Source organism: uncultured Devosia sp., assembly GCF_964244875.1.
In the GTDB taxonomy this organism is placed as follows: domain Bacteria; phylum Pseudomonadota; class Alphaproteobacteria; order Rhizobiales; family Devosiaceae; genus Devosia.
Genome location: NZ_CAXTKA010000010.1, coordinates 64165 through 89665, shown reverse-complemented (window position 1 = coordinate 89665; position 25501 = coordinate 64165). Strand labels below are relative to the sequence as shown.

Annotated in this window: 23 protein-coding genes; 14 read left to right on the top strand and 9 right to left on the bottom strand. The window is 63.2% G+C overall.

The features are described from left to right. Positions 1 to 5: 5 nt before the first annotated feature. The 7 genes from ACFE8X_RS12675 to ACFE8X_RS12645 form a co-directional block, all read right to left on the bottom strand. Positions 6 to 1235 (bottom strand): NAD(P)/FAD-dependent oxidoreductase, encoded by a 1230-nt coding sequence (locus ACFE8X_RS12675; protein WP_375451844.1) that lies wholly within the window; start codon positions 1233 to 1235, stop codon positions 6 to 8. Beyond that, entirely contained in the window at positions 1235 to 1984 is a 750-nt protein-coding gene (locus ACFE8X_RS12670; RefSeq protein WP_375451843.1) for a GntR family transcriptional regulator, read from the bottom strand. Before ACFE8X_RS12670 ends, ACFE8X_RS12675 begins: the two co-directional genes overlap by 1 nt. A 25-nt stretch (positions 1985 to 2009) precedes the next feature. Further along, positions 2010 to 2984, bottom strand: a complete 975-nt coding sequence (locus ACFE8X_RS12665) for an ABC transporter permease (protein WP_375451842.1) — start codon at positions 2982 to 2984, stop codon at positions 2010 to 2012. 3 nt (positions 2985 to 2987) lie between these two features. Beyond that, positions 2988 to 4526 (bottom strand): sugar ABC transporter ATP-binding protein, encoded by a 1539-nt coding sequence (locus ACFE8X_RS12660; RefSeq protein WP_375451841.1) that lies wholly within the window; start codon positions 4524 to 4526, stop codon positions 2988 to 2990. 68 nt (positions 4527 to 4594) lie between these two features. Continuing rightward, complete coding sequence (locus ACFE8X_RS12655) at positions 4595 to 5590, bottom strand: sugar ABC transporter substrate-binding protein (RefSeq protein ID WP_375451840.1); 996 nt, start codon at positions 5588 to 5590, stop codon at positions 4595 to 4597. Positions 5591 to 5698: 108 nt separating this feature from the next. Further along, positions 5699 to 6937, bottom strand: a complete 1239-nt coding sequence (locus ACFE8X_RS12650) for an amidohydrolase family protein (RefSeq protein ID WP_375451839.1) — start codon at positions 6935 to 6937, stop codon at positions 5699 to 5701. Beyond that, the gene (locus ACFE8X_RS12645; protein WP_375451838.1) at positions 6934 to 7446 is read right to left on the bottom strand and encodes a GAF domain-containing protein; all 513 of its coding nucleotides are present in this window, start codon (positions 7444 to 7446) and stop codon (positions 6934 to 6936) included. The genes ACFE8X_RS12650 and ACFE8X_RS12645 overlap by 4 nt, the downstream gene beginning before the upstream one ends. A gap of 66 nt (positions 7447 to 7512) precedes the next feature. Here ACFE8X_RS12645 and ACFE8X_RS12640 point away from each other — a divergent pair, with 66 nt between their 5' ends. From ACFE8X_RS12640 to ACFE8X_RS12615, 6 genes are all read left to right on the top strand, one after another. After that, positions 7513 to 7725 carry an AAA family ATPase gene (locus tag ACFE8X_RS12640; protein WP_375451837.1) on the top strand — a complete coding sequence of 71 codons (213 nt, stop codon included), beginning with the start codon at positions 7513 to 7515 and terminating at the stop codon, positions 7723 to 7725. Between the two features lie 377 nt (positions 7726 to 8102). Beyond that, positions 8103 to 9257, top strand: coding sequence for an extracellular solute-binding protein (locus tag ACFE8X_RS12635; protein WP_375451836.1), 1155 nt, complete (start codon positions 8103 to 8105; stop codon positions 9255 to 9257). Then, positions 9254 to 10129: an ABC transporter permease gene (locus ACFE8X_RS12630; RefSeq protein WP_375451835.1), complete on the top strand. Its 876-nt coding sequence runs from the start codon at positions 9254 to 9256 to the stop codon at positions 10127 to 10129. The genes ACFE8X_RS12635 and ACFE8X_RS12630 overlap by 4 nt, the downstream gene beginning before the upstream one ends. Next, the gene (locus ACFE8X_RS12625) at positions 10129 to 10950 is read left to right on the top strand and encodes an ABC transporter permease (RefSeq protein WP_375451834.1); all 822 of its coding nucleotides are present in this window, start codon (positions 10129 to 10131) and stop codon (positions 10948 to 10950) included. Before ACFE8X_RS12630 ends, ACFE8X_RS12625 begins: the two co-directional genes overlap by 1 nt. A gap of 17 nt (positions 10951 to 10967) precedes the next feature. Further along, complete coding sequence (locus tag ACFE8X_RS12620) at positions 10968 to 12017, top strand: ABC transporter ATP-binding protein (RefSeq protein WP_375451833.1); 1050 nt, start codon at positions 10968 to 10970, stop codon at positions 12015 to 12017. Continuing rightward, positions 12010 to 12843: a glycerophosphodiester phosphodiesterase gene (locus tag ACFE8X_RS12615; RefSeq protein WP_375451832.1), complete on the top strand. Its 834-nt coding sequence runs from the start codon at positions 12010 to 12012 to the stop codon at positions 12841 to 12843. Before ACFE8X_RS12620 ends, ACFE8X_RS12615 begins: the two co-directional genes overlap by 8 nt. 2 nt (positions 12844 to 12845) lie before the next feature. On the opposite strand, the gene ACFE8X_RS12610 is transcribed toward ACFE8X_RS12615, so the two are convergent. Together ACFE8X_RS12610 and ACFE8X_RS12605 are read right to left on the bottom strand one after the other, a co-directional pair. Continuing rightward, a complete protein-coding gene (locus ACFE8X_RS12610) occupies positions 12846 to 13661 on the bottom strand; it encodes an inositol monophosphatase family protein (protein WP_375451831.1) in 816 nt (271 codons plus the stop codon). Between the two features lie 101 nt (positions 13662 to 13762). Further along, complete coding sequence (locus ACFE8X_RS12605; protein ID WP_375451830.1) at positions 13763 to 14617, bottom strand: helix-turn-helix domain-containing protein; 855 nt, start codon at positions 14615 to 14617, stop codon at positions 13763 to 13765. Between the two features lie 135 nt (positions 14618 to 14752). Here ACFE8X_RS12605 and ACFE8X_RS12600 point away from each other — a divergent pair, with 135 nt between their 5' ends. The 8 genes from ACFE8X_RS12600 (at position 14753) to ACFE8X_RS12565 (ending at position 25481) form a co-directional block, all read left to right on the top strand. Beyond that, positions 14753 to 16162: a hypothetical protein gene (locus tag ACFE8X_RS12600; protein ID WP_375451829.1), complete on the top strand. Its 1410-nt coding sequence runs from the start codon at positions 14753 to 14755 to the stop codon at positions 16160 to 16162. Positions 16163 to 16344: 182 nt separating this feature from the next. After that, complete coding sequence (locus tag ACFE8X_RS12595) at positions 16345 to 18324, top strand: ABC transporter substrate-binding protein (RefSeq protein WP_375451828.1); 1980 nt, start codon at positions 16345 to 16347, stop codon at positions 18322 to 18324. Positions 18325 to 18393: 69 nt separating this feature from the next. Then, positions 18394 to 19371, top strand: a complete 978-nt coding sequence (locus ACFE8X_RS12590; protein ID WP_375451827.1) for an ABC transporter permease — start codon at positions 18394 to 18396, stop codon at positions 19369 to 19371. Further along, a complete protein-coding gene (locus ACFE8X_RS12585) occupies positions 19368 to 20510 on the top strand; it encodes an ABC transporter permease (protein WP_375451826.1) in 1143 nt (380 codons plus the stop codon). The genes ACFE8X_RS12590 and ACFE8X_RS12585 overlap by 4 nt, the downstream gene beginning before the upstream one ends. A gap of 11 nt (positions 20511 to 20521) precedes the next feature. Next, a complete protein-coding gene (locus ACFE8X_RS12580; RefSeq protein ID WP_375451825.1) occupies positions 20522 to 21574 on the top strand; it encodes an ABC transporter ATP-binding protein in 1053 nt (350 codons plus the stop codon). Then, positions 21571 to 22623: an ABC transporter ATP-binding protein gene (locus ACFE8X_RS12575; protein WP_375451824.1), complete on the top strand. Its 1053-nt coding sequence runs from the start codon at positions 21571 to 21573 to the stop codon at positions 22621 to 22623. The genes ACFE8X_RS12580 and ACFE8X_RS12575 overlap by 4 nt, the downstream gene beginning before the upstream one ends. Continuing rightward, positions 22620 to 24155, top strand: a complete 1536-nt coding sequence (locus ACFE8X_RS12570; RefSeq protein ID WP_375451823.1) for a hypothetical protein — start codon at positions 22620 to 22622, stop codon at positions 24153 to 24155. Before ACFE8X_RS12575 ends, ACFE8X_RS12570 begins: the two co-directional genes overlap by 4 nt. A 276-nt stretch (positions 24156 to 24431) precedes the next feature. Beyond that, positions 24432 to 25481, top strand: coding sequence for an acyltransferase family protein (locus ACFE8X_RS12565; RefSeq protein ID WP_375451822.1), 1050 nt, complete (start codon positions 24432 to 24434; stop codon positions 25479 to 25481). The last annotated feature ends 20 nt before the right edge of the window (positions 25482 to 25501 follow it).

Genomic DNA, 25501 nt, shown 5'->3' with positions numbered 1-25501 from the left:
GCCTATTAAAACCGATTGATGTGAAAAGGGGCGAGTGCCGCCGCCGCCGCGGTGCCGGCAATCATCTGCGACACCAGGCGCGCCGTGACCGCACTCAGGGTCAAGCCGAGATGGCCATGACCGAAGGCATGCACGATGCGCTCGTCACCGGGATGAAAGCTGATGACGGGCAGGGAGTCGGGCGTCGACGGGCGCCGTCCCATCCATTCCGTCCCGCCTTCGGGAAGGGCCGGGATATAGCGGCGCATCTTGGTCCGCATGGCCTTGGCCCGCGCGAAGTTCGGGCTGGTCTGCGGCCTGGCAAGTTCCACCGCGCCCCCCACGCGCAGGCCATCGACCAAGGGCGTCGCGACAAAGGCGTGATCGGCAAAACCCACCGGCATGGCCAGGCTCCAGTCCAGATCATGATAGGTGGTGTTATAGCCCCGTTCGGTCTCGAGCAGGACTTTGACGCCCAGGCCGCGCACCAGGTCGCGCGACCACACGCCGGCCGCCACCACCACTTTGTCGAACGAGGTTTGGCCGGTCTGCGTGTGCAACCAAATGCCATCGGCGTCCGCGCTGACCCGCACCACGCGCTCCCTCACCAGCGTGCCGCGCCCGGCCACAAAGCTCTGGTAGCGCCGCAAGACCGTCAGCGGATTGGACACCGCCCAGTACAAGGGCTGATGCACCGCGCCGACGAACTCGCCCTCCAGCTGCGGCACCAGCCTGCGGGCCTGGGCGCTGGAAAGCCGCTCATAATCGTAGCCAAGCGCGGCCTTGACGCCCTTGGCCTCTTCCAGTGCACCCGTGACGCTGGCTTCGCTATCATGCACCGACAGGTACCCGGTCTGGCGCAGGTGGTCGGTCAGGCCGATGCTTTGGCCAAGCGACACATGGTCCTGCAAGGCCGTCAGCATCAGTTGCGTCAAGGCCCCGCGCGCCCTGGCGCCCCGCGCTTGAGTTGCCGATGCAAGGAACGCCATCAGCCAAGGCAGCAAGGCCGGAACGTCGGTCCAGCGTACCGTCAGCGGTCCCAATGGGTCGAGCAGCCAGCCGGGAACCGCCCGCAGCATGCCGGGACTGGCAATGGGCGCGATTTCGGGCAGGGCGATCAACGCGGCATTGCCCGACGATGTCGGCAGGCCATCGGGCTCCGGCTCGTAAAGGCTGACCGCGTGTCCCTCGCCCAACAGGCGCGCCGCGATGGTCGAGCCGATAATGCCGGCGCCGACGACGGCAATTCGGGCCATCAGTCGCGCTCCATCGTCAAGGCGATGCCCGTGACCGTCGAGCGGGCAATGTAGCTCTGGATCTGCCGCACGATCTGGGCGGCATGGGCAGCCGCCAGGGCATCGGCCCGTTCGGCATCCCGGGTCTCGATCGCGGCAACCATTGCGCCATGTTCGTCGACATATTGGCGCGGCAACTGGTCGTCGAAGGACTGGTAATAGAGGCGCAGGATGCGCCGGCCCTCATCGAGCAGCCGGCCGAACAGCGTGGTGAAATAGCTGTTGCCGCCCGCCTCGGCAATGGCCATGTGGAAATCGCGGTTGGCCTGGATCATGCCAAGGGCATCGCGCCGCGTAACGGCATCGGCATAGCCGGCCTCGAACGCCCGGATGATCGCGATATGCTCGGCCCGCCGATGCACCGCCGCCGACCGGGTCGTCACCCGATACATCAGGGTGAGTGCCTCGAAATAGGTGGGAAGCTGCTCGAAATCGATGCTCGCCACCACCGTGTTGCGATTGGGCAGCGTCTTGGCCAGCCCATCGGCCACCAGGCGGACCAGCGCCTCGCGGATTGGCGTGCGCGACATGTCGAAGCGCTCCGACAGCGTCACCTCGTCGAGCGGGCTGCCCGGCTCCAGCGTCAGCTCCAGAATGGCCTGCCGCAAGGTATCGTAGACCGTCCGCGCGCCCTGGCCGCGCACGCGGCCCGTTCCGGGGGCATCGCCGGCCGCCTCGATCTTGTCGGCCTTGACCTTCGCCTTTGCCATCCGCTGCTCCATCCGGTGTCGGACCCTACCGACGCTTCTTGCCGGCGCTCAATGCGACGGCAACAACGATAATCACGCCTGTCGTCAAGTCCTTGTAGAACGGATTGACGTTGAGGATGTTGAAACCGTTGCCGATCAGCGCCAGCAATAGCACCCCGGCAATCGAACGCCATACCGCGCCGGCGCCGCCATAGATGCTGGTTCCCCCCAGGATGACTGCCGCAATGGCCTCCAGTTCCATGCCGACGCCGGCCTGGGGCTGGCCCATCGAAATGCGCGACACCGCGATGATGCCGGCCAGGCCCGCGGCGAAGCCGGTCAGGCCAAAGGCGGAAATCTTGACCAGGTTGGTGCGCACGCCCGAAAGGATCGCCGCCTCCTCATTGCCGCCCACGGCGATGACGCGGCGCCCGAAGGTCGTCCGGTTCAGCAGGACCATCATGATGATGGTGAAAATCGCCAGCAGGATGACCGCCACATTGACCATGCCGACGCGGCCTCGGCCCAGCCATGCAAACTCCTCCATGCGTACGGGGATGAGCGCGCCGCCGGTGATCAGCACGGCGATGCCGCGATAGACCATGGACGATGCCAGCGTGGCCAGAAACGAGTGGACGTTGAAGCCCGTGATGATCAGGCCATTGATGACCCCGAGCACGACGCCCACGACCGGACCCGCGATCATGCCCAGCGTCGGATCGACATTGACCGCCAGCCAGGCGGCCGTGACGCTGGCTACCCCAAAGATCGCGCCGGTCGACAGATCGAAGCCCCCGCTGATGATCACCAGCGTCAGCGCCGCCGCGATCAGCGCCAGCGGCGCGCTCTGGTTCAGGATGTTGAGCAGGTTGCGCGGCGTCAGGAACGAAGGGCTGAGAAAGCTCAGGCCGATCATCAGCAACACGATGATCAGCAACACGCCATATTCGCGCAGGAAGTCACCGACCGCGAACCGGCGCAATCCTGCAGATGTCGAGGCGGCAATATTGGCTTGGGCCATGGGTCAATCCAGTTTCGGCGGGGTGGGCGAGGCGTGCGGCTTCTGCACATTGAACAAGCGGAACAGCACATCCTCGAGGCTGGCATGGGGACAGTCGAGCTCCCCGATAATTGTGCCGGCACGCATCAGATAGCCGCGATGCGAGAGCTTGAGCACTTCCTCCAGTTCCGAGGAGATCAGCAGCACCGCGACATTGTCCTCTGCCAGTTCGACGATGAAATCGTGGATGCGCCGGCGCGCACCGATGTCGACGCCGCGGCTGGGCTCGTCCAGAATGACCACGCGCGGTTTGCCATAAGCCCATTTGGACAGCAGCACCTTCTGCTGGTTGCCGCCGGAATAATAGGCGACCTCGCCGTCGACGCTATTGGGCACGATGCCGAAATGGGCGATCAGGCGCGCGGTCCGGCGCCGTTCCTCGGCCATGTCGAGAAAGCCCAGCCGGCTGATTTGATCGAGGTGAGGCAGGCTCATATTGGCTCGGGTGCGCTGCGCCAAGACGAGGCCCTGCTTGCGGCGGTCTTCGGGAATGAACGCCATGCCGTTGCGCACGGCCTTTTTGGGCGACATCTCGCCAATCGTCTGCCCATCAAGGGCGATGCTGCCGGCGGTGAGAGCGTCGGCCCCGAACACAGCCCGGGCGACCTCGCTGCGTCCTGAGCCGACCAGCCCCAGAAGGCCGACGATTTCGCCCGGCCGGATGACGAGGCTGATATCGTGGATGCCCGCAGCGGTGGCAATCCCATCAAGCGCAATGCGCGGCGCGACCCCGGCATCGGGAGCGGCGGGGAGCGTGGGATAGGCCACATCGATGCTTTCCCCGAGCATGGCCTCCACCAGGCTTTGCTTGGTCTCCTCGGCGACGACGCCGGTGCGCACCACCCTGCCATCGCGCATGATGGTGACGCGATCGCACACCGCCAGCACGTGGTCGAGAAAATGGGTGACATAGATCACCGTGCGCCCCTCGGCGCACAAACTGGCAATCACGCGGTGAAGGCGCTCAGCTTCGTCGGCGGTCAACGAGGAGGTCGGCTCGTCCATGATGATGACGCGGGCGTCGCGCGCAATGGCGCGCATGATCTCCACCTTCTGGCGGTCGGCGATCGCCAGTTCACTCACCTTGCGGCGCGGGTCGAGCCCGAACTGACAGCGCTTTTCGAGCGCGGCAAAGCGTCTTTCATCCGAGCCGCTGAGCAGGCCGGCTATATTGGCCTCAAGCCCCAGGAACACATTCTGCGCCACCGTCAGTTGCGGCACTAATTGGAGTTCCTGATGGATCATCGCCACGCCCTGCCGCAGCGCACCGCGCGGCGTGGCCTGTTGCAACGGGATGCCGCCGATGTCCAGCTGACCCGCATCGGCGGTGTAATAGCCCCCGATGATCTTGCCCACGCTCGACTTGCCGGCGCCGTTTTCCCCGATCAGCGCGTGCACTTCGCCAGCTGCGAAATCCAGCGTGATGTCGTTGAGGATCTTGGCATTGCCAAAACTCTTGTCGATCCCGCTCAGCCGAACGGCAGGTTTGCTGGCCTGGCTCATCGCCGGCGACCTTCAGGATAGGCGCGGCGGGGCCCCAAGGTCCCGCCCCAAGGGCTGCCTGCCATCGATCAGCCCTGCCATTCGGCCGTAAAGTCGGGATGCGCGTCCAGCCATTCCTTGGTCACGATCATCGGCGCCGAGCCCAGCGTGGTCGGGTCGATCCATGTCGGCGCGGTGCCGCCTTCCAGCGTCGTCAGCACCGCTTCGAGCGCCGCCTTGCCCATGCTCTTGGGATATTCGGCCAATGTGGCATCGACCTTGCCGGCGCGAATGGCATCCACCGTGATCTGGTTGAGACCGCCACCGATCAGGAACACCGACGAGGCGTCGATGCCAGCATCGGCAAGGGCGATTTCCACGCCGATCAGATGCTGGTCGGCATTGGACAGCACTGCGTCCACTTCCGGATTGGCCTGCAGGATATCCTGCATGGCGGTGAGCGATGCGTCGGGGTCGTAATTGCCTTCGCCGGTCGCCACGATCTGGATATTGGCATGCGTGCCGAGCACGGCCTTGAAGGTGTCGTTGCGCAGATTGTCGAACGGATAGATCAACTGGCCGATCATCACCACGACCCGGCAGGGGTCCTTGTCGGCACAGAAATCGACGACGGCCTGGGCCTGGGCGGTGGCGCCATTGGCCGGGTTGGCGGCAACCGTCGTGGTCAGTCCCGGAACCTGCGGTTCCATATTGCTGAGTTCGGGACCAACGGGAAACAATGTGGTGGCCACGGTGATGCCGGCCGAGGTTGCTTCTTCAAGCGCCGGGGCGATGCCCACGGTATCGTTCGGGGTCACGATAAAGGCGTTGAAGCGTCCACCGGCCACCACGTCCTCGACCTGCGAGAACTGCTTGGTCGAATCGAACGCGCCATCAAAGATTTCCACCGCGACGCCGTGTTCGGCGGCGGCCTCCTGCACGCCGGCATAGATCGCCTGATTATAGCCGTTCTGGCTGCTCGAGGCGAGGAACGCGACGCGGAACGGTTCCTGCGCCGCGATCGGCAAGGCTGCCAGCAGCCCGGATGCAGCAACGGAGGTCAGCAATGCAAGACGTAGCGTCATGACGATTTCCCTTACCAGCCGCGCGGAAGCCCTGTTCCGTCGACGGCGTTCCAACCAATTGCCCCACCGGTAAGCCGGCCGGGCGCCCTGTTTCGCTTCGCCTCGCGGCTAGGCGACGCGCAGATCGTTCTTGACGAACGCTCCGTTTCTCACGATCGCCGCCATATGGGCGCCGTCGTTGCCAAGCAGCGTGATGTCGGCATAGGGGTCGCCATCGACCACCAGCAGATCGGCACGGGCGCCTTCGGCGATCACCCCGATCTGGCCTTCAAGCGCACACAGCCGCGCCCCGACCAGCGTCGCCGATCGAATGATGTCGGCATGGCTCAACACGCGGGCCAGGATTTGAAATTCCATGCTATGATACTTTTGCAGCGGCCCCAACAGGTCTGACCCAAAGGCCATCGGCAGGCCGGCATCGCGCATTACCGCCAGTGACCTGAGACCGCCCGAGCGAACCGTTTCGATCTTGGCGGCAGCTTCGGGCCCCAGCCCGAAACGCTCCCCTTCCAGCGCCAGACCTTCATAGGCGACCAGCGTCGGCACCGCGATACAGCCGGCAGCCGCAGCCATGGCCGCAGTCTCGGCCTCGATCAGGTTGCAGTGTTCAAGGCTGTGCACGCCGCACTCGACGGCGCGGCGGATGGCGCGGTCGGTATAGACATGCGCCGACACATAGGTATTGGCGTTTTCGGCTTCCTCGACGATGGCGCCGATCTCGTCTCGCGAATATTGCAGCACATGGATCGGATCGTTCGGCGAAGCGACGCCGCCATTGGCCATGATCTTGATGAACCTGGCGCCGGCCTTGAGCTCCTCGCGCGCCGCAAGACGGCAATTGTCCACCCCGTCGACCAGGCGTCCCATCGAGCCGAGATGGTGCGCCATGATCGAGCTGCGATCGTCGGTGCGGGCACGGGTGTCGCAATGGCCGCCGGTGGCGCTGAGGCCCTTGCCGCAGATGATCAGGCGCGGCCCCTCGATAAGGCCCTCCTCGACGGCCTGGACCAGGCCGATATCGGCGCCGCCAAGGTCACGCACGGTGGTAAAGCCGCGATGCAGCGCGGCCTTCATGATCCTTGCGGCACGGAACGCCGTCAGCGAAGTGGGCTCGATGGCATTCTTCATCAGGTCCATGAAGCTGGAGACCACATGCACATGGCAGTCGATCAGGCCCGGCATGATGGTGCGGCCGCCCAGATCGATCCGCTCGTCGGCCGCAGCCTCTATCGTGTCGATGCCCACGTGCACAATCACCCCATCGTCCACCAGTACGCTGGTCTGATCGGACAGGGCATCGGCCTTGGGGTCAAGGACGCGACCATTGAAAAACAGGATGCGCGTCATGGGCGTGGGTCCGCGTCAAGAACTTTTGCCAGGAATTGAAAGGCAATGGTGGCATAGGGCAGCAAAGCCTCGACCGGCGCGAGGCGCTCGGCCGTGTAATAGCCGGCCTCGTGCAGCAGATTGAGTGTGCCGATCACCTTGCCATCGACCACCACCGGAATATTGGCATTGGACTCGCAGCCCAGGGACTGGATCAGCCTCCAGTCGAAAAACACCTCGGCGATGTCCTCGATGCGCAGGGTGCTGAACACCCTGTGCTGCCTCAGAACGATTTCGGTCCATCGGTTGTCCTCGATCGGCTTGACGCCGGCCAATGGATAGGCAGCGAGATTTTCCGAATGGATGCGGCGCGATTGGCGCTTGCCGATATCGAACACCGAGGCCGTCAGCAATTTGGTGCCGATGCTCGCATGGACCATGCGGCCAACGCCGCCGATCAGCTCGGCAGCACTGGTGCCGGGACGGCGGACGCTGGCCATGAAGTCGGAAATCAGGACAGGCTCGATCACGTCACGCGCTCCAGCATTGCCGCAACGCTATATCGTATCCAGATTGTCGACAACAGAAAGATTGGCATGCCGAACATGTTGTATTCCTGTGTCGGCGCACTGTCCCGGGACGTGTTCAAGCGCGCCTTCGGCCCGAATTCGGTCCGCTTGCGCGCCGGCGCTGACCAAATGCTGCGCAGCTATGGCGAACTGGGCAGCCCGTTGTCCGCGGCCGCTGCGGGATCTGCCGGACTGTCTGCTCTGCAGTGCCGTCGCGACGCCGCATTCGCAGGCGCCTGATCAGCCAACGGCAACGCCTGCGCCAATCGAGACCGTCGTCTGGGCGTTGACGGCTTCACGAATAGGCGAGGAGCGGCGAGATTGTTCTCGTGGTTCCCCGGCAAAACCCGCTGGAGTGCCGCCTAAAAGTGTGCACGTGTACAAGGGAGGCCGCAAAGCGCCGCACGGGGGGAGCCCAAGCACGTCTGCCCAAGGCGCAGCGACGGTCATCGGCCTGTCATATGCGTCTCTTAATGCCCACTGGCTTCCGCCACTTTCGGCCGAGCTGGTTTGTCCACCTGCTTTGGCAGGGGGCCGCCCGCGCAAGCAGATCGGCCTGTCGCCGACGTCGGACCTTGAAGCCGCGGGACGTCCCGCCGGCCAACTGGAGAACAGTTATGAAACGTCGCTCGTTTATGATTTCCGCGGCCGGCACGGCCGCCGGCCTGGCCCTGCTGCCGCGGCTGGCCTTCGCCGAGGCCGGCAAGATCGATGTGTATTTCACCTCGGATCAGAACGTCATCGATTTCTGGACCAATGTGGTCAAGCCGAAGTTCGAGGCCGCCAATGCGGGCGTCACCCTAAACCTGATCGATGGCGGCGATGGTGCCGGCGTGCAGGCGATCGCCGACCGCGCGCTTGCCGCACTGCCGACCGGCGCCGACCCGCAGTCGGACCTGGCCGAAGGCTTCGACACCCGCCTGCCCAGCGGCGGCATCGATGCCGGCCTTTGGGTCGATTTTTCGGCTGCCGGCCTGTCCAACTATTCCAAGATCAATCCACTGGCGCAGGACATTCCGACCAACTTGCCCTATCGCGGCTCGCAGGTCCTGCTGGCCTATGACACCACCAAGCTCGATCCCGCCAATGTGCCCAAGACCTGGCCGGATCTGGTTGCCTGGATCAAGGCCAATCCCGGCCAGTTCATCTACAACCGTCCCGACAAGGGCGGCTCCGGCGGCAATTTCGTGCGCCGCGCTATTTTTGAAGCGACCGGCAAGGACCCCTCCAAGTTCGCCGTCGACAACTATACCCAGGAACTCGCCGACGCCTCGCTGAACCCCGCCTGGGACATTCTTAAGGACCTCTCCGGCGCTCTGTTCGACAATGGCGCCTATACGTCGGGCAATACCCAGTCGATCCAGTTGCTCAGCCAGTCGGCCGTCACCATGATTCCGGCCTGGTCCGACCAGGCCCTGTCGGCGATCAGCCAGGGCGTGCTGCCCGAAACCACGGGCCTCGTCCAGTTGACCGATCTGGGCCTGCCCGGCGGTTTCACCAAGGTTGGCGTGTTCTCCAACGGCGTGAACAAGGATGCCGCGCTCAAGCTCGCCGATTTCCTCCTCACCGAAGAAATCCAGTCCGCTGTGCTGACCGAGCTTGGCGGCTACCCCGGCGTATCGTGGGACTATGTCGCAGCGGACCTGCGCGAGAAGTTCAAGGATATCGTGCCGACCTCGATCCCGGTTTTCCCGGGCGGCGATTGGGAAAAGGCGGTCAATGACGGCTGGTATCGCGCCGTGGCGCCAAATGTCGATCGCAACGCCGCGTGACCATCGCGCCGGCAAACGACATTGTCGGCAGCAAACCGAGCAGGAGGCCAGTCGGTCTCCTGCTCGTCGCCGCGCCTGTCCTTCTGGTGTGCTGGCTGATCATCTGGCCGATCATCTCCGCCGTCATCCGTACGGTTTGGCTGCCCGATGACGCCGGCGAGCGCCATTTCACGCTCCAGACGTACCAGTTCTTCTTTTCCGACCAGTACAGCATCAACAATCTGACGGTCACGCTCTGGACCACTGCCGTCACCGCCTTGATCCTGCTGCTGATCTGCCTGCCCATTGCCCTTTACCTGCGCTTTGCCACCAACCGCATTGCCGCCTATGTGCAGGGCCTGGCGATCTTTCCCATGTTCGTGCCCTCCATCATCCTGAGCTACGCCTTTATCCGCGTGCTGGGCCCCAATGGCACGGTGGACCTGCTGCTCAACGCCGTGCATCTGCCCCATATCCGCTCTCCCTATCTGACGCCCTGGGGTCCGGTCATCGGGCTGGTCTGGGACAATATTCCGCTGACCGTGCTGATCCTGCTGTCGGGCCTGGGCAATGTGTCCAACCAGTCGATCGAGGCGGCCCGCGATGTCGGCGCCGGCCGGATCGCCGTGCTGTGGCATATCATCCTGCCGCGCATTTCCAATTCGCTGCTGGTGGCGGTATCCTTCACCGTGCTCGGTATCTTTTCGGCCTTTACACTGCCCTATGTGCTGGGCCCGGCCGCGCCAGAAATGATGGGCCCGTTCATGCAGCGCACCTTCCGCGATCTCAATGAGCCGACGACGGCCATCACCCAGGCGGTGATCGCGTTCGGCTTCTGCATCGTCTTTGGCCTGTTCTACGTCTATTCCGTCGCCAGGAATCGAGCACCCTGATGGCCCGTGCCCTGATCGAAAAACGCACGGACTGGACCGGCATCGCCTTTGCCGCGGTGCTGACCCTGGTCATCATCTTTCCGCTGCTGATCGTGGGCACCTGGGCCTTCACCAATGTGTGGCGCTACCCCTCCGTCATTCCCCAGGAATTCGGGCTCAAGTTCTGGCAGCAGACGCTGGCGCGGGCCGATGTGTGGATTTCCATTTCCACCAGTCTCAGCCTCTCGGTCACCGTGACGCTGCTCTCCTGCATCATCTGCCTGCCGGCGGCCTATGCCTTTGCCCGCATGGAGTTCCCGGCGCGCAACCTGCTGTTCTTTTCGTTTCTGGCCGGCCACGCCTTTCCCAAGTTCGGCCTGCTGGTGGCGATCGCCGGCATTTTCCTGCAACTCAACCTGATCGCCACCTTCTGGGGCGTAGTGCTCATCCAACTCGTGGGCACGCTGCTGTTCATGATCTGGATCCCGGTGGCCGCCTTTCAATCGGTGGACCGGCGGATGGAGGAAGCGGCGCGCGATGTGGGCGCCGGCCCCTTCCGTGTGTTCTGGTCCATCACCCTGCCGCAGGCCGGCCCGACCATTGCGGCGGCGGTGCTGCTGAGCTTTGTCGGCACGTTCTATGAAACCGAGGGCGCCTGGCTGATCGGCGCCCCGCAGATCCGCACCCTGCCGGTTTTGATGATTTCGTTCATCAACAACCAGCCGGTGATCCAATACGGCGCCGTGCTGTCGGTGATCCTGTGGGTGCCTTCCTTTGCCGCGCTGCTGTTCGCGCGGCGCATCATCAGTTCGGGCTCGTTCGCCCGTGGCTTTGGCGGCTAGAAAGGCTGATCTATCCGATGGCCGTGCTTGAAATCAAAGGCGTCACCAAGCGCTTCCAGACCACGACCGCCGTGGATGCGTTCAGCCTGAACGTGGCGGATGGCGAACTGGTTTGCCTGTTGGGCCCGTCCGGCTCGGGCAAGTCGACGCTGTTGCGCATGGTCGGCGGCTTTGAAACCCCCAGCGATGGACTGATCGCCATCGATGGCGAGGACGTGACGCGCGTGCCGCCCGAACGGCGCCCCACCGGCATGGTGTTCCAGAGCCATGCCCTGTGGACGCATATGAACGTCTTCAACAACCTGGCCTTCGGCCTCAAGCTAAGGCACCTGCAAAGCGCCGAGATCAGGCGCAAGGTCGAGGCCGTGCTTGATCTGGTGGGCCTTGGTGGCTATGGCGCGCGCCAGACCGGCCAATTGTCCGGTGGCCAGCAGCAGCGCGTCGCCCTGGCCCGTTCGCTGGTTCTGGAACCCAAGATCCTGCTGCTCGACGAGCCCTTTGCCAGCCTCGACCAGCATCTGCGCGAGCGCCTGCGCGAAGAGGTCCGCGATATCCAGCAGCGCCTCAGGATCACCACCCTGTTCGTCACGCATGGCCAGGACGAAGCCCTGGCGCTGGCCGACCGTATCGTGGTGATGCGTGACGGGCGCACCGAGCAGGCGGACCGTCCCGATGTTGTTTATCGCCAGCCCGAAACGCCCTTCGTTGCCGGCTTTATCGGCAGCATGAACCTGCTCGATGGAGTGGTCGCCAATGGCGTGTTCACCCATTCCGGTCTCACCGTACCGTTGGCGGTGAGCGACGGGGTGGCCACGCTCGCCGTGCGCCCCGAGGCGCTCGATATCGTCGACGTTGCCGGCTCGGGCATGGCAACGATCCACCGCGTCACCGACTATGGCACCCATGCCGTGGTCGATATCGAACTGCCGGACGGCGTCCGCCTCAAGGCAATGGTGCCCGATGCGCGCAATTGGAACGCCGGACAGCCTGTCGCACTCAAGCCGCGCGCCTTTGCCGCCTATCGCGACAATGCCGCCATCTTTCGGAGCCTGGATGCCAATGGCTGATCCGATTTCGATCACGCGAGCCGGGCACCGCACCTTTTTCAAATGGCACCGCGCCCGCAAATGCGTCGGTGATCCGGCATTTACCCTCTCGCGCATCCTCGAGGGCATGCGGCTGGGGGCCAGCATCGAAGTGGATCTGGTCATTCACGCCGACCGCGGCTTTGCCGTCTTGCATGATCTTCGGTTGGGGCGCGAAAGCACCGGCGAAGGCCCCGTGCTCTCCAAGACCGCAGCCCAATTGCGTACGCAAAAACTGCGCGACAATGACGGTGTGCCAACCAACGAGCCGGTGCTGCTGCTCGACGATCTGGCGGCCTTGCTCCTGAACGGGCGCGTCCATCCCGACGCCCTGCTGCAGCTTGATTACAAGGAAGACGCCGCAGCCCTCGACCCGCGCGCCCTCGACACTTTTGCCAACAGCGTTGCCTCGGTGGCCGGCAATATGATTCTGTCCTCAGGCGATGCAGAGGCGGTTCAACTATTGACCACGGCGGCACCGGGTCTGCGCATCGGCTACGATCCCTGCCATGGCGACGCGCTGGCCCGTTTGGCCCAAAGCCGAGATTTTACCGGCTTCGTCACGGACGCCGTGGCGGCCTCCCCCGCAGAAATGATCTATCTTGCCCATCAACTGGTGCTGCAAGCGGAAGACGCCGGCTTCGATCTCGTCGCCGCCTTCCATGCACGGGACAGGCGCGTCGATGCCTATACCATCCAGCAGGCCGATCGCGACAGCCTAGGGCGCGTCGAGCGCCTGCTGGCGCTCAAGGTCGACCAGATCACCACCGACGATCCCCAAGGCCTGGCTGCGGCCCTCGATCGGTAAGATCAGTCTGCCGGATTCTTGACCGGGGCACTCCTGAGTTTGTCCAGCAGGTAGGCGTGGGTGGCCGTGTTGGCGACGATGACGGTGCCGGTTTTTTCGTAGAATTCAGGACCGCGCCCCTGCCAGTCGGTGACGATGCCACCCGCTTCCTGGACCAGCAGGACACCCACCGCCCAATCGATCAGCCCCGATTCCTCGAAATAGCCGGTCAGCCGGCCACAGGCGACATAGGCGCACGAATTGGCCGAACTGCCAACGACGCGCACGGCCCCGATCGGATCGCGAATGTCTTGCAGGCGCTGGTAGGCGCCGGGAAAGGTGAAAAGATTGGACGTGGGCAGCCCGGTGCCCACCGTCAGCAAGCCGATCTCGCTTTGCCCGCTGACCTGCAGCCGTGTTCCGTTGAGCAATGCGCCTTGCCCCCTGATCACGGTGAACATTTCATTGGCCGCAGGATTGTAGAGCGCGCCGCACACTGTCTCGTTGCCGCGCCGCAGCGCGATCGAGATGGTATAATGCATCCCGTTGAGGAAATTGGTGGTGCCATCGATCGGATCGACCAGCCAGCGAAAGTCCTGGTCCTGCCCGTCGACCGGAGGAAATTCCTCGCCGGTAAAGCTCCAGTCCGGATAGCGTTCGGCAAGAAACCGGCGGATCAGCAGTTCGGACTCCTTATCGGCCTCCGAAACGAAATCGGCGGGCCCCTTGATGCCGATCTCCAATTCGCGGAACCGTTCGAAATAGCCCAGCGTCAGCGCGCCGGCCTGTCGCGCCACCGCGACCATATCTGCCAGGACGGCATCGTAATCGACCGACATCGTGAGCGAGCTCCATGAGGTTGCGTCCCCAGCCTAATGGCGAAAAATGCCCGGCAGCGCAACCTTTTAGCGCATGAATCGCGCCCAGCCACCGCGGCCATTCACCCGCCCCTGAGCTGTCGGTATTCCAGCGGCGTCAAGCCGACCACCTTCTTGAAGGTCGTGGCGAAATACTGGCTCGAGGAAAACCCCAGATCCAGCGCGATGTCAGTGATCGACCCCCCCGTTTCGATCAACGCCCGCTTGGCCGCGGCCACCCGCAGCCACAGGTGATAGCGCGCCGGCGTGAAGCCGGTTTCGCGCAGGAACACGTCGTGAAAATAGCCCGTGCTGAGCCCGACATGGCGCGACAGCGTCTCCACGTGGATGTCGCTGGCCAGGTTGTGTCGCAAAAACGCCTGCGCCTTGGCCGATACCGCCGACACCTGTCTGAGCTGCATGCGCTGGTAGTCGCGCAACACCGCAATCAGGATCTGGTGGAACAGGGCGCGGCTGAAATCCTGCGACAGCGCATCGGGCTGGCGCTGCTCGATCAGCAATTTGTTGAACATGTCGCGCAGGGCCGGCGAACCGGGAAAATGCCGCCTGTTCATGGCGCCATAGGCCGTTTGCAACGACAGCTTGGTTGCGCCCGGCAGGCCCGGCAGGCTGCCCGCTTCGGGAAAATCGAACCGCATCCAATAGCGCGTGCAGGGATGCACGATGGCGCTTGCCCCGCCCTGCCAATCGCCGGGATGATCGATCAGCACGCTGCCCGGACCGGCTTCATCGAGATGGCTGCCGTCCCACCATTCGACGCTGCCATGTTCGAGATAGCCGATTTCCAGACCCCCGGTCCCGTCCTGCCGCACGCCGCCCAGGCGGGACTCGGCCGTCACGAACATGCCCAGGCTCACCAGTTCCGGCAGGACGATGAAATTGGGGCGTCGATACATCTCGAAGGTTTCGATGTTCAAATTTCTCAGCTTCCAATTTTGAAAGACAGCGGCGCCTGCCGCCATTACCTATGACCCAACAAGCGGGTTTATCAAGGCATGTGGGATCAAGCCCCGGCGCACGACCCGGATGCTTTGACGGCAAGGGAGGTTCTTATGGCGGCCAATGGTCCCAAGGTGACGGTTATCGGGGCAGGCAGCCTGTTCTTCGGGCGCCAGGCGATCTGGCAGATGGTGCATTCGCCCCATCTCAATACCGGAACGCTGGCGCTGGTGGATACCGATGTCGAGCGGCTGCACAAGCTCGAAAAACTGGCCCGCATGGTGGTCGAGAGCGAGGGCGTTTCCCTGACCATCGAAACCAGCACGGATCGCCGCGCCGTGCTCGCGGGTTCCGATTTCGTGGTCCTGAGCTTTGCCAAGGACACCGTGCGCTATCGCGGGCTCGACACCGTGATTTCGGAGAAATACGGCATTCGCATGTGTTCGGGCGACACCATCGGGCCGGGCGGCGTGTTCCGCGCCATGCGCGAACTGCCCCATATTCTCGATTGCGCCCGCGATATCGAGGAGCTGTGCCCCGACGCCTGGGTGATCAATTACATCAATCCGTCAGCCGTCAACGGCATGGCGCTCAAGCGTTTCGCCCCCCGGCTCAAAAGCTTTGGCCTCTGCGACAGCCTGCACATGCCCCACGTCAAGCGCTCCTATGCCGAACGCGCCGGCATCGTCGGTCCCGGTGAAAAACTGAGCGCCGAACAGGACCGGCGGTTCGACCTGCGCATCGCCGGCGTCAATCACTTCACCTGGGTGCTCAAGGCCGAATACGATGGCAAGGACGTCATGTCCGACATCGGCGAAGCCATCGGGCGGCGTGCCGCGACCGAAACCGATGGCGGCGACAAGGGCGCCAAGGCCGTCAACAACGATGCCATCGGCTACCAGCTGTTCCAGCTGTTCGACAAGGTGCCGGCCTGCGTGGCCCACACCAAGGAATATGTCCGCTATTGGCAGGGTCATGGCGTGACGCCCGAGGACATCCCCGAGCTGACCCTGTGGGAAACCGAGGCTCGCTATGCCCGCCACCGCGAAATGTGGGAGCAGATCGATGGCTTCATTTCCGGTGCCACTCCGATCGCGGACTATATGCAGACCTTCGGGCCCGACCACGCCACCGACATCATCGAAAACATGGTCGGCGGTCTCGGCAAGCCGTTCTACATCAACACGCGCAACGATGGCGCCGTGACCAACATGGCCGATGACGCCTATCTCGAACTGCTCTGCGACGTCGACATGGATGGCCCCCGCCCCCGCCCGGTCGGCGATATGCCGCGCGGCATTCGCGCCATGCAGGAAATCGTGCTCGATACCCACGAATTGACCGCCGAGGCCGTTGCCAAGGGCGACCGCGCCTTGCTGCGCCGGGCCCTGCTGGTCGACCCGCTGACCAATTCGATCGGCGATACCGAAGCGCTGATCGACGACCTGCTCGACGCCGAGCGCGATGTCATCCCCCAGCACTGGTATGGCGGTGAAGGCTCCCTGCGTGCCCAGGCGTCCTGAACGAGCGGCCGAGCCAGGCCGATGTATGATTTTCTCCGACCACAAACTTGAACGACATCGTGGCCGGAAATTCTTAGGCTGATTATGGACGAGTGGCCCCCAAGAGCGCCGCCGTCCCTACGGAGGAAGCCCGGCCTGTTCGCACCGCTCGCGTGCGCCTGCCGGTTTTAGGGAGGACTATCATGCCGACATCGATCCGGCCCTCGCGCCGGCAATTCATCAAGCTCTCGGGCGCCGCCGCCGCGGCCGTCGCACTCTCGACCCAGGCCGGACGCAGCTTCGCCCAAGCGACCGCCCAATACAGCGAGGCCCCGCAACTGGCCGAACTGGTCGCGGCCGGCACCCTGCCGCCCGTCGCCGATCGCCTTCCGCCGACCCCGCTGGTGGTCGAGCCGCTCGAATCCACCGGTGTCTATGGTGGTCACCTGCGCACCGGCATCATCCAGAACCGCGGCTTCCAGGCCCGCTCCGCCTGGGGTCCCGAACCCATCCTGCGTCTTGGGCGCGATGGGGGCACGGTCGAGCCGAACCTGGCCGAAAGCTGGGAATATACCAGTGACGGCAAGACTTTCGTGCTGCATCTGCGCCCGGGTATCAAATGGTCGGACGGCGAGCCCTTCAACGCGGCCGGTTTCGAATTCTGGTGGAATGCCGTCAATCTGAACACCCAGCTCAGCCCGGCACCCATGGCCCAGTTCATGGTGCAGAACCAGGTGCCGACTTTTGAAGTCGTGGACGAATACACCGTCCAGTGGACCTTCGTGGCCCCGCACGCGAACCTGCCGGGCTTGCTCGCCCATGGTCCCGGCGGCACCATTCCCCGCTGGTTGCCGCGCCACTATCTCGAGCAGTTCCACGAGGATTACGCCGATCCAGCCGAACTGGCGCAAAAAGTTTCGGCCGCCGGCTTCCAGACCTGGGTGGAGCTGTTCAACAACCGCTCTTTCGTGCAGTGGCTCATGCCCTTCGACAATGTCGATATGCCCACGCTCCTGCCGTTCAAGCTGGGCAAGGCCATGGCGCTGAACATCCTGGTCGCCGATCGTAATCCCTTCTACTGGAAGGTCGATCCCACCGGCCAGCAACTGCCCTATATCGACGATGTGATCCTGACCAATTTCGAGAGCGCCGAAGTGCGCGACGCGGCCATCGCGGCGGGCGAAATGAACTGGGTCAATACCGACACCACCTTTACCAACCTGCCGCTCTATCGCGAAGGCGAAGAGCGCGGCAATTATGTTGCCCACCTCTGGCAGACCGATCGCGGCGCCGAGCACACCATCATGTTCAACCACACGGCCAAGGATGCGGTGCTGCGCGAGCTCTACAATGACATCCGGTTCAAGCGCGCCTTTTCGCTGGCCATCGATCGCCAGCAGATCGCCGATACCGTCTATCTCGGCTTCGCCGTGCCCTCGCAATTGCAGATGGTACCCGGCTCCAAATTGCGCAACGAGGACTGGGTCGCCAAGGACACCCAATACGATCCCGACGCGGCCAACGCGCTGCTCGACGAGGCGGGTCTGAGCGAGCGGGACGGGCAGGGCATCCGCCTGCGCTCCGACGGCAAGCCCGTGGTGCTCAACATCGATATCCCTGTCGATGATCCGGGGAGCCTGGCGGTCGCCGAGCTTATCATCGAGTTCATGCGCGAAGTCGGGCTGACCTTCAACGTCCGCTCCGTCGCGCGCGAACAGGTGCGCGCGCTGATCGACAACAACGACATGGAAGTGGGCATCTGGATCGGCGACAAGTGTTCCGATGCCATGTTCCCCCATTCGCCCGAATGGCATGTGCCCTATTTGACCACCGGCTGGAATGTTTGGGGCATGTCCTGGGCCCAATGGTATTCGAGCAAGGGCACCAAGGGCGAGCAGCCGCAGGGCGACGCCAAGATGGTGCAGGACCTGTTCGACGAAATGCAGATCACCGTCGACGAGGCCCGGCGCCAGGAGATCGGCACCCAGATCCTGCAGCTCAACATCGATAACCTCTGGAATATCGGTGACGTCGGCGAAGTGCCGATTCCGGTAATCCTGGGCACCAACTTCAAGAACTATCCCGCTGAAGGCTTCACCGGCTTCTCCTGGCTGGGCAATTACAATTACCAGATCGAGCAAACCTATTTCGAGGGCGGCGCCTGGTCTGGTGAACGCGCCTAGAGCTCCCCGGGAAGGGGCGGCAATGATCCTTCCAGCCGCCCCTTCGCCTCTGTTTGAGACGGTGCGCCCATGGTGAACTATATCGTTCGACGCTCCGGGCAGATGCTGGTGACGGTCTTCGTCATCAGCGTGATCGCGTTCATCGTGATCCAACTGCCGCCCGGCGACTTCGTCAATTCCTATCTCGCGACGCTGTCGGGCGGCACCATCGTCACCCAGGATGCGATCGCGGGCCTGCGCGCCCAGTTCGGGCTCGATGAGAACCTTCTGGTGCAATACTGGAAGTGGATCACCAACCTGCTGGTTGGCAATATGGGCATCTCGTTTCAATACCAGCGCACCGTCGCCGACCTGTTGGCGGAGCGGTTGCCACTGACCCTGGCCATCACCATACCAACGGCAATCTTCGTCTACCTCCTGGCCATTCCCATCGGCATCTACTCGGCCGTGCGCCAATATTCCCCGCTCGACTATATCTTCTCGTTTGTGGGTTTCATCGGCCTCGCCATCCCCAATTTCCTCTTTGCCATCATCGCCATCTATGTCAGCTCCCGCTATTTCGGCGGCAATGTCGGCGGCCTGTTCTCCCCCGAATACGAGTTGGCGCCGTGGTCGATCGGCAAGGCGCTCAACATGGTGCAGAACATGTCGGTCGCCGTGCTCATCATCGGGCTGTCCGGCACCGCCGCCACCATCCGCGTCATGCGCGGCATGCTGCTCGATGAACTGAGCCAGGCCTATGTCGAGACCGCCCGCGCCAAGGGCCTCTCGGAATGGCGGCTGATCTTCAAGTATCCGGTACGCGTTGCCGTTTCGCCGGTCCTTTCCACCATCGGCTTCGTGCTGCCGCATCTGATCTCGGGCACCGAGATCACGGCCACCGTGCTCAACCTGCCCACCACCGGCCCCCTGCTGCTCAATGCGGTGCGCTCCCAGGACATGTTCCTAGCCGCCTCCATCATTTTCGTTTTGTCCATCCTGACGGTGATCGGCACCTTCATTTCCGATCTGCTGCTGGTCTGGGCCGATCCCAGGATCAAGCTATGACCGCCGATATCAGCGCCCCGCCCATCGCCAAGCCGCTTGCCGGTGCCGACGGTGTGCCGACCCGCATCATCTCGCCGCGGCGCCTGATGTGGTGGAAATTTCGCAAGCACAAGCTGGCTGTGGTGTCGGCGGCTTTCCTGATCTTTGCCTATCTCTGCACCATCCTTGCCGGCTTCGTGTCGCCCTATGATCCGGCCGGCCGCAGCCGCAACCTCTACGCGCCGCCCCAGGGTATTCAGTTCATCGACGCCGATGGTCGGTTTCACCTCCAGCCGTTCGTTTATGGCTACAAGATGAAACGGGACCTTAAGACCTTGAGCCCCGTTTATACCGTCGACACGCAAGCGATGTTTCCCATCTCGCTGTTCGTTCATGGCGAGCCCTACAAGCTGCTGGGCCTGCTCGGCACCGACATCCACCTGTTCGGCGTGGAGGAGGGGGGCTATATCCACCTCGCCGGTACCGACAATTTCGGCCGCGACATGCTGACCCGGCTGATTTATGGCTCCCAGATCTCGCTGTCGGTCGGCCTGATCTCGGTCCTGGTGAGCCTGGTGCTGGGCCTCGTCATGGGCGGCATTTCCGGGCTCTATGGCGGCTGGATCGACAATGTCATCCAGCGCATCATCGAAGCCATCATCGCCATACCCACCATTCCATTATGGCTTGGCCTGGCTGCTGCCGTGCCGCGTGACTGGCCGGCGCTCTACCAGTATTTTGCAATCCTGGTGGTGCTGTCGCTGATCTCCTGGACCAGCACGGCGCGCGTGGCCCGCGGCCGGTTCCTGGCCCTGCGCGAGCAGGACTTCGTCACCGCTGCCAGGGTTTACGGCGCCAGCAAGACCCGCATCATCGCCCGGCACCTGGTCCCCAACCTGATGAGCTACGTCATCGTCACGCTGACGCTGGCCATTCCCGGCATCATCATCGGGGAAACGGCATTGAGCTTTCTGGGCGTCGGGCTCAAGGCCCCCACCGTCAGCTGGGGCGTGCTGCTGCAGGAAGCCCAGAAGGTGCAGATCATCCAGTTCTATCCCTGGATGTGGATCGGGCCGGCCGCCTGCGTCGTCTCGGTGGTGCTGGCGTTCAACTTCGTCGGTGACGGTGCGCGCGATGCTGCCGACCCCTTTTCCAGGTAGGAGCCCGATCCATGACCATGCCATCGGCTTCGGCCAAGACGGTCCTGTCGGTCCGCGACCTCAAGAAACATTATGGCGGCAAGGCCACCTGGGCCGGCAAGCCGGGCAAATCCATCCGTGCCGTCGACGGCATCACCTTCGATATCTATGAGGGGGAAACCTTCGGCCTGGTCGGGGAAAGCGGCTGTGGCAAGACCACGTTGGGGCGCTGCATCGCCCGGGCGCTCGACCCCACCGCTGGCGAGATCATCTATGCCCCCCGCCAAGGCGCCCCGGTCGATCTGGCCAGGCTCACTCCGCGCCAGCTCAAGCCCTACCGCCTCGACGTCCAGATGATCTTTCAGGATCCCATTTCCTCGCTCAATCCGCGCATGACGCTGCTCGATATCATCGGCGAGCCCATGCTCGTCAACGGCATCGCCAAAGGCGCCGAACTGCGCCGACGGGTCGGCGAATTGCTCGAGCGCGTCGGCCTGCGCGCCGACCACATGGTGCGCTATCCCCATGCCTTTTCCGGCGGGCAGCGCCAGCGCATCGGCATCGCGCGGGCCCTGGCGCTCAATCCGCGCGTCATCGTCTGCGATGAGCCGGTTTCGGCACTCGACGTCTCGGTACAAGCCCAGATCCTCAACCTCCTGCAGGATCTGCAGGCCGAACAGACCCTGACCTATCTGTTCATCGCCCATGATCTTGGCGTGGTCGAATATCTCTGCGACCGGGTCGCCGTGATGTATGTGGGCCAAATCGTCGAGCTGGCCCAGACCAGCGCCTTGTTCGAGCGGCCACTGCATCCCTATACCGAAGCGCTGATGTCGGCGGTGCCGGCTGCCAATCCGCGCGCCGTCGGCCTGCCCAGGATCCTCGATGGCGATATCGCCAATGCGGTCAACCTGCCCAGCGGCTGCCATTTCCACCCGCGTTGCAGCTTTTGCATCGAGCCTTGCCGCACCCAGGAGCCGCAATTGCGCGAGATCGTGCCGGGCCGGCTGGTGCGCTGCCACCGCGCCGAGGAATTGCACCTGGCCGGTGTCGCGCCCGATCTGAGCTACGGGGAACCGGCATGAACCAGAACCCGGTCCTGCTCGATATCGACGAGCTCAAGACCCATTATCACACACCCCAGGGCACGGTGCGCGCCGTGGACGGGGCCAGCCTTGCCATCCGCGAAGGGCAGGCAGTGGGCATTGTGGGGGAAAGCGGCTGCGGCAAATCGGTGATGCTGCGCTCGATCCTGCGTATCGTGCCCAATCCCGGCAAGATCGTCGGCGGCCACCTCAAGTTTCGGCGCAAGGACGGGGAGGTGGTCGACCTGACCACGCTGGACGGCAATGGCCGTCCGATCCGGGCCATTCGCGGTGGCGAAATCGCCATGATCTTCCAGGAGCCGATGAGTTCGCTGTCCCCGGTCCACACCATCGGCGATCAGATTATCGAAGCCATCATGCTCCACCGGCGCGTCGGCGCAGCCGAAGCCCGGCGCCTGGCCATCGACATCCTGGCCAGGGTCGCCATGCCGCGCCCCGAGCAGATCGTGGATCAATATCCCCATGAGATGTCGGGCGGCATGCGCCAGCGCGCCATGATCGCCATGGCGCTGTCCTGCGAGCCGCGCCTCCTGATCGCCGACGAGCCGACCACGGCGCTCGACGTCACGACCCAGGCGCAGATCCTGGCCCTGATGCGCAAGCTTCAGACCGAGTTCGGCATGGCCATCCTGTTCGTCACGCACGACCTGGGCGTGGTGGCGCAGATGACCGAATATGTCGTGGTCATGTATATGGGGCAGGTGGTCGAAGCGGCGCCGGTCGACGATATCTTCTTTGCCCCGCGCCACCCCTATACCCATGCGCTGCTGCATTCCATTCCGCGCCTGGGCCAGCGCCAGACCGGCCGGCGCCTGGAGCCCATTGCCGGCACAGTCCCCGATCCGTTTGCCCGGCCGTCCGGTTGTCCGTTCCATACCCGTTGCCGCTTCAACGATGGCCAGCGCTGCCAGACCGAGCTTCCCTTGCTGCGCCCGGTGGGGCCCGATCACCAGGCCCGCTGCCATTATGCCGAAACCCTGGGCCTTGCCGGCATCGGCGCGCCCGGCCCCGAACGGGTGCCCGCATGAACGAGCCCGCCAACGACCGCCTGGAAAAGTACCGCCGGGTCCTGCCCCGGCTCGATCTTGCGCCGGCTGAGCCGGGCGGCTCTATCGACCTGATCGTCGACCCCCCGCTCGACGAGCTATGCGATGTGACGCTGCGCCTGATCGCAGCAGGCGGGCGCATCTATGCCGAGCGACAGGTGCAGCTTAGCCCCGACGTGATCCGCATCGCGTTGACGCCCATCACCAACCTTCCTGGCGGCGACTACGATGTCGTGGCCACCCCACCTCTTGCCGAGTATTTTGCCATGACCAGCATCGAGCATCGTCTTCCCCTGTCCATCGGCACGGCCTCTGCGCCCCAGAGCGGCGCTGGCCCCGCAGCCTTGCGGTCTCCCAAAATCGAGCAGCATGTGGTGCCCGTCGAGGCGATAACCACCGGTCACCAGCACTTCTTCGGCTATTACGACAAGTTCCCCTGGAACCGCAGCGGGCGCTATCACCTGGGGCTAGAGACGCAGTTTCTCGATCGCCAGCCCACGCGAAAGGACATGGCCGTCATCGGCATCATCGATACCCACAATGGCAATGCCTGGACGCCGCTCGCCGAAACCTCGGCCTGGAGCTGGCAGCAGGGCACCATGCTCCAATGGCTGCCTTCCGAGCCCGAACACACCATCATCTACAATGTCCGCGAGGATGATCGCTTCTATGCCGTCATCCACAATATCGAGACCGGCGAGAAGCGGCGGCTGTCGCGCTCGTTCTATGCTGTGGGCGAACACTATGCGCTGGGCCTCAACTATGCCCGCCTGCACCACACCCGCCCCGGCTACGGCTATCCCGATGGCGCCGAGAACACCTTGCCCGCTCCCCACCCCGACGATGACGGCGTCTACCGCATCGATCTTGCGACCGGTGCCAGCGAGCTGATCATTTCCCTGCAGCGCCTGTTCGAAACCCACACCATCCCGCGTATGCATCTGGGACCCCATTGGGTCAACCACCTGACCGTTTCGCCTGACGGCAGCAACTTCGTCTTTCTCAACCGCTGCCAGTTCGATCCCAAGCTGCGCTTCAACGATCGGTTCTATCGCTCATCGCCTGACGGCAGCGATATCCGGCTCGTTCACGACAACACCTATTTCTCCCATTTCGGCTATCTGGACGAACGCACCATCGTCGCCTATGCGCGCACCCCCGGCACCCAGCGCGACGAATACGCGCTCTACGATCTTTACGAGGACAAGTTCACCCCCGTCGGCCAGGATGTCTTCTCCTCGGACGGCCACTGCTCGTTCTCGCCCGATCGCCGCTGGATGCTGACCGACACCTATCCCGATGCCAATCAGGATCGCACTTTGATCCTTTATGAACTGGCCACCGGCCGGCGTGTCGATATCGGCAAATTCTATTCGCCGCCCGAGCTTCGCAACGAACTGCGCTGCGACCTGCACCCCCGCTGGAGCCGCGACGGCCGCAAAGTCAGCATCGACTCCGCCCATACCGGCCAGCGCCAGATCTACAGCCTCGACATATCCGCCATCGTCTCATAGCCGCCGCCAATCACCCGGACCCAACAGCGTCCACACCCGACACGCTTCGCTCTGTCCACGGCGTGGGAGCAATACCCACGCCAACATGCCACGTGGGACGAACACTTCGACAGAAGACAAGAACCGGGGCACTTTTGGCCAGGCCGGCAGCTCGTCGGCATATGACGCGGCGGCACGCCAGTGAATATGGATGTACTTTGGTGTCGATGACCAATTAACTCAGCCCATGATGCGTTTCGCGGAATCCCGTGCGCAAATTGAGCTGTGGGACAGCGCTTGAAGAAAAATTTTAAAGGCCTTGATACCGTTCGAACGGCTTTGGCTCTGGCGGTGGCCGCCGGCCATTATTTCTATTGGAACGGCACGAGCACAGCTTTCCCGAGGGCCTTTTTTCTGGCAGTCGACTTCTTTTTCGTCCTGAGCGGCTTCGTCCTCTTTCAGTCCATCCTGTTCGATCCAAGACCGAAATTTGACCAGTTCTTTCGCGCTTTTGTAGCGCGCCGGTTTTTCAGGCTGTTTCCACTTTACGCCGTTCTATTCGTCGCATCCGCCGCAACCGTGCTTTGGCTACATGGCCTTGCTGATCCAGTGTACTACTACGCCATATCGGCGGCACTATTGCAGGCCATGGGCCTCGACAATGGTGCAACCGTTATCTTTGCCGACACCACCATCGGCATTGCATGGTCGATCTCTGTAGAATTCTGGCTTAGCCTTGCGTTTTTCGCCGCCGTCTTCCCGTTGACGAAACACCCCGCCCTTCTGTGTAGTTTGTGCGTTGCCGGTGCCGTTCTATGCTTGGCGCTGATAGCGAATTATTCCCCCAACGTCATGGACGTCAATCTGCAGCGTGTCTCCAGTTCGCTGCTCGGCTTTGGCGGGCTGCGGTGCATCCTGGGATTTTGCTGCGGGGTCGTCGCTTTTTACGGTTATCGGCGAATTGCCGGGATTCAGGGCCGACGACTGCTATCAACCATCGAAATTGCGCTGGTCGCCGTCGCGGCGATTTTGTTCCTGCCCGATGGGCACGACCCACGAAATGACCTGCTTGCACCCTGTCTTTTTGCCGTCATCATCGTCGTTCTGGCATCTGAAAAGGGCTACCTGGGCAAAGCTTTGACCTGGCGCATGTGGAGTCCAATTCGCGATATCAGCTATTCCATCTATCTCGTGCATCCGCTCTTCGTATTCGCTTGGCGCCAGCTCGGCATCCCGTTTAGCCACCCCCTTGTGCCAATTTACCTCGCACTTGTCATAACCAGCTCGATCTTGCTGCACCGTTTTATCGAAGTACCAGCAATGCAATGGCGTGATCGCGTTTCCTAGGTTGGAATAGCATGCCGGAT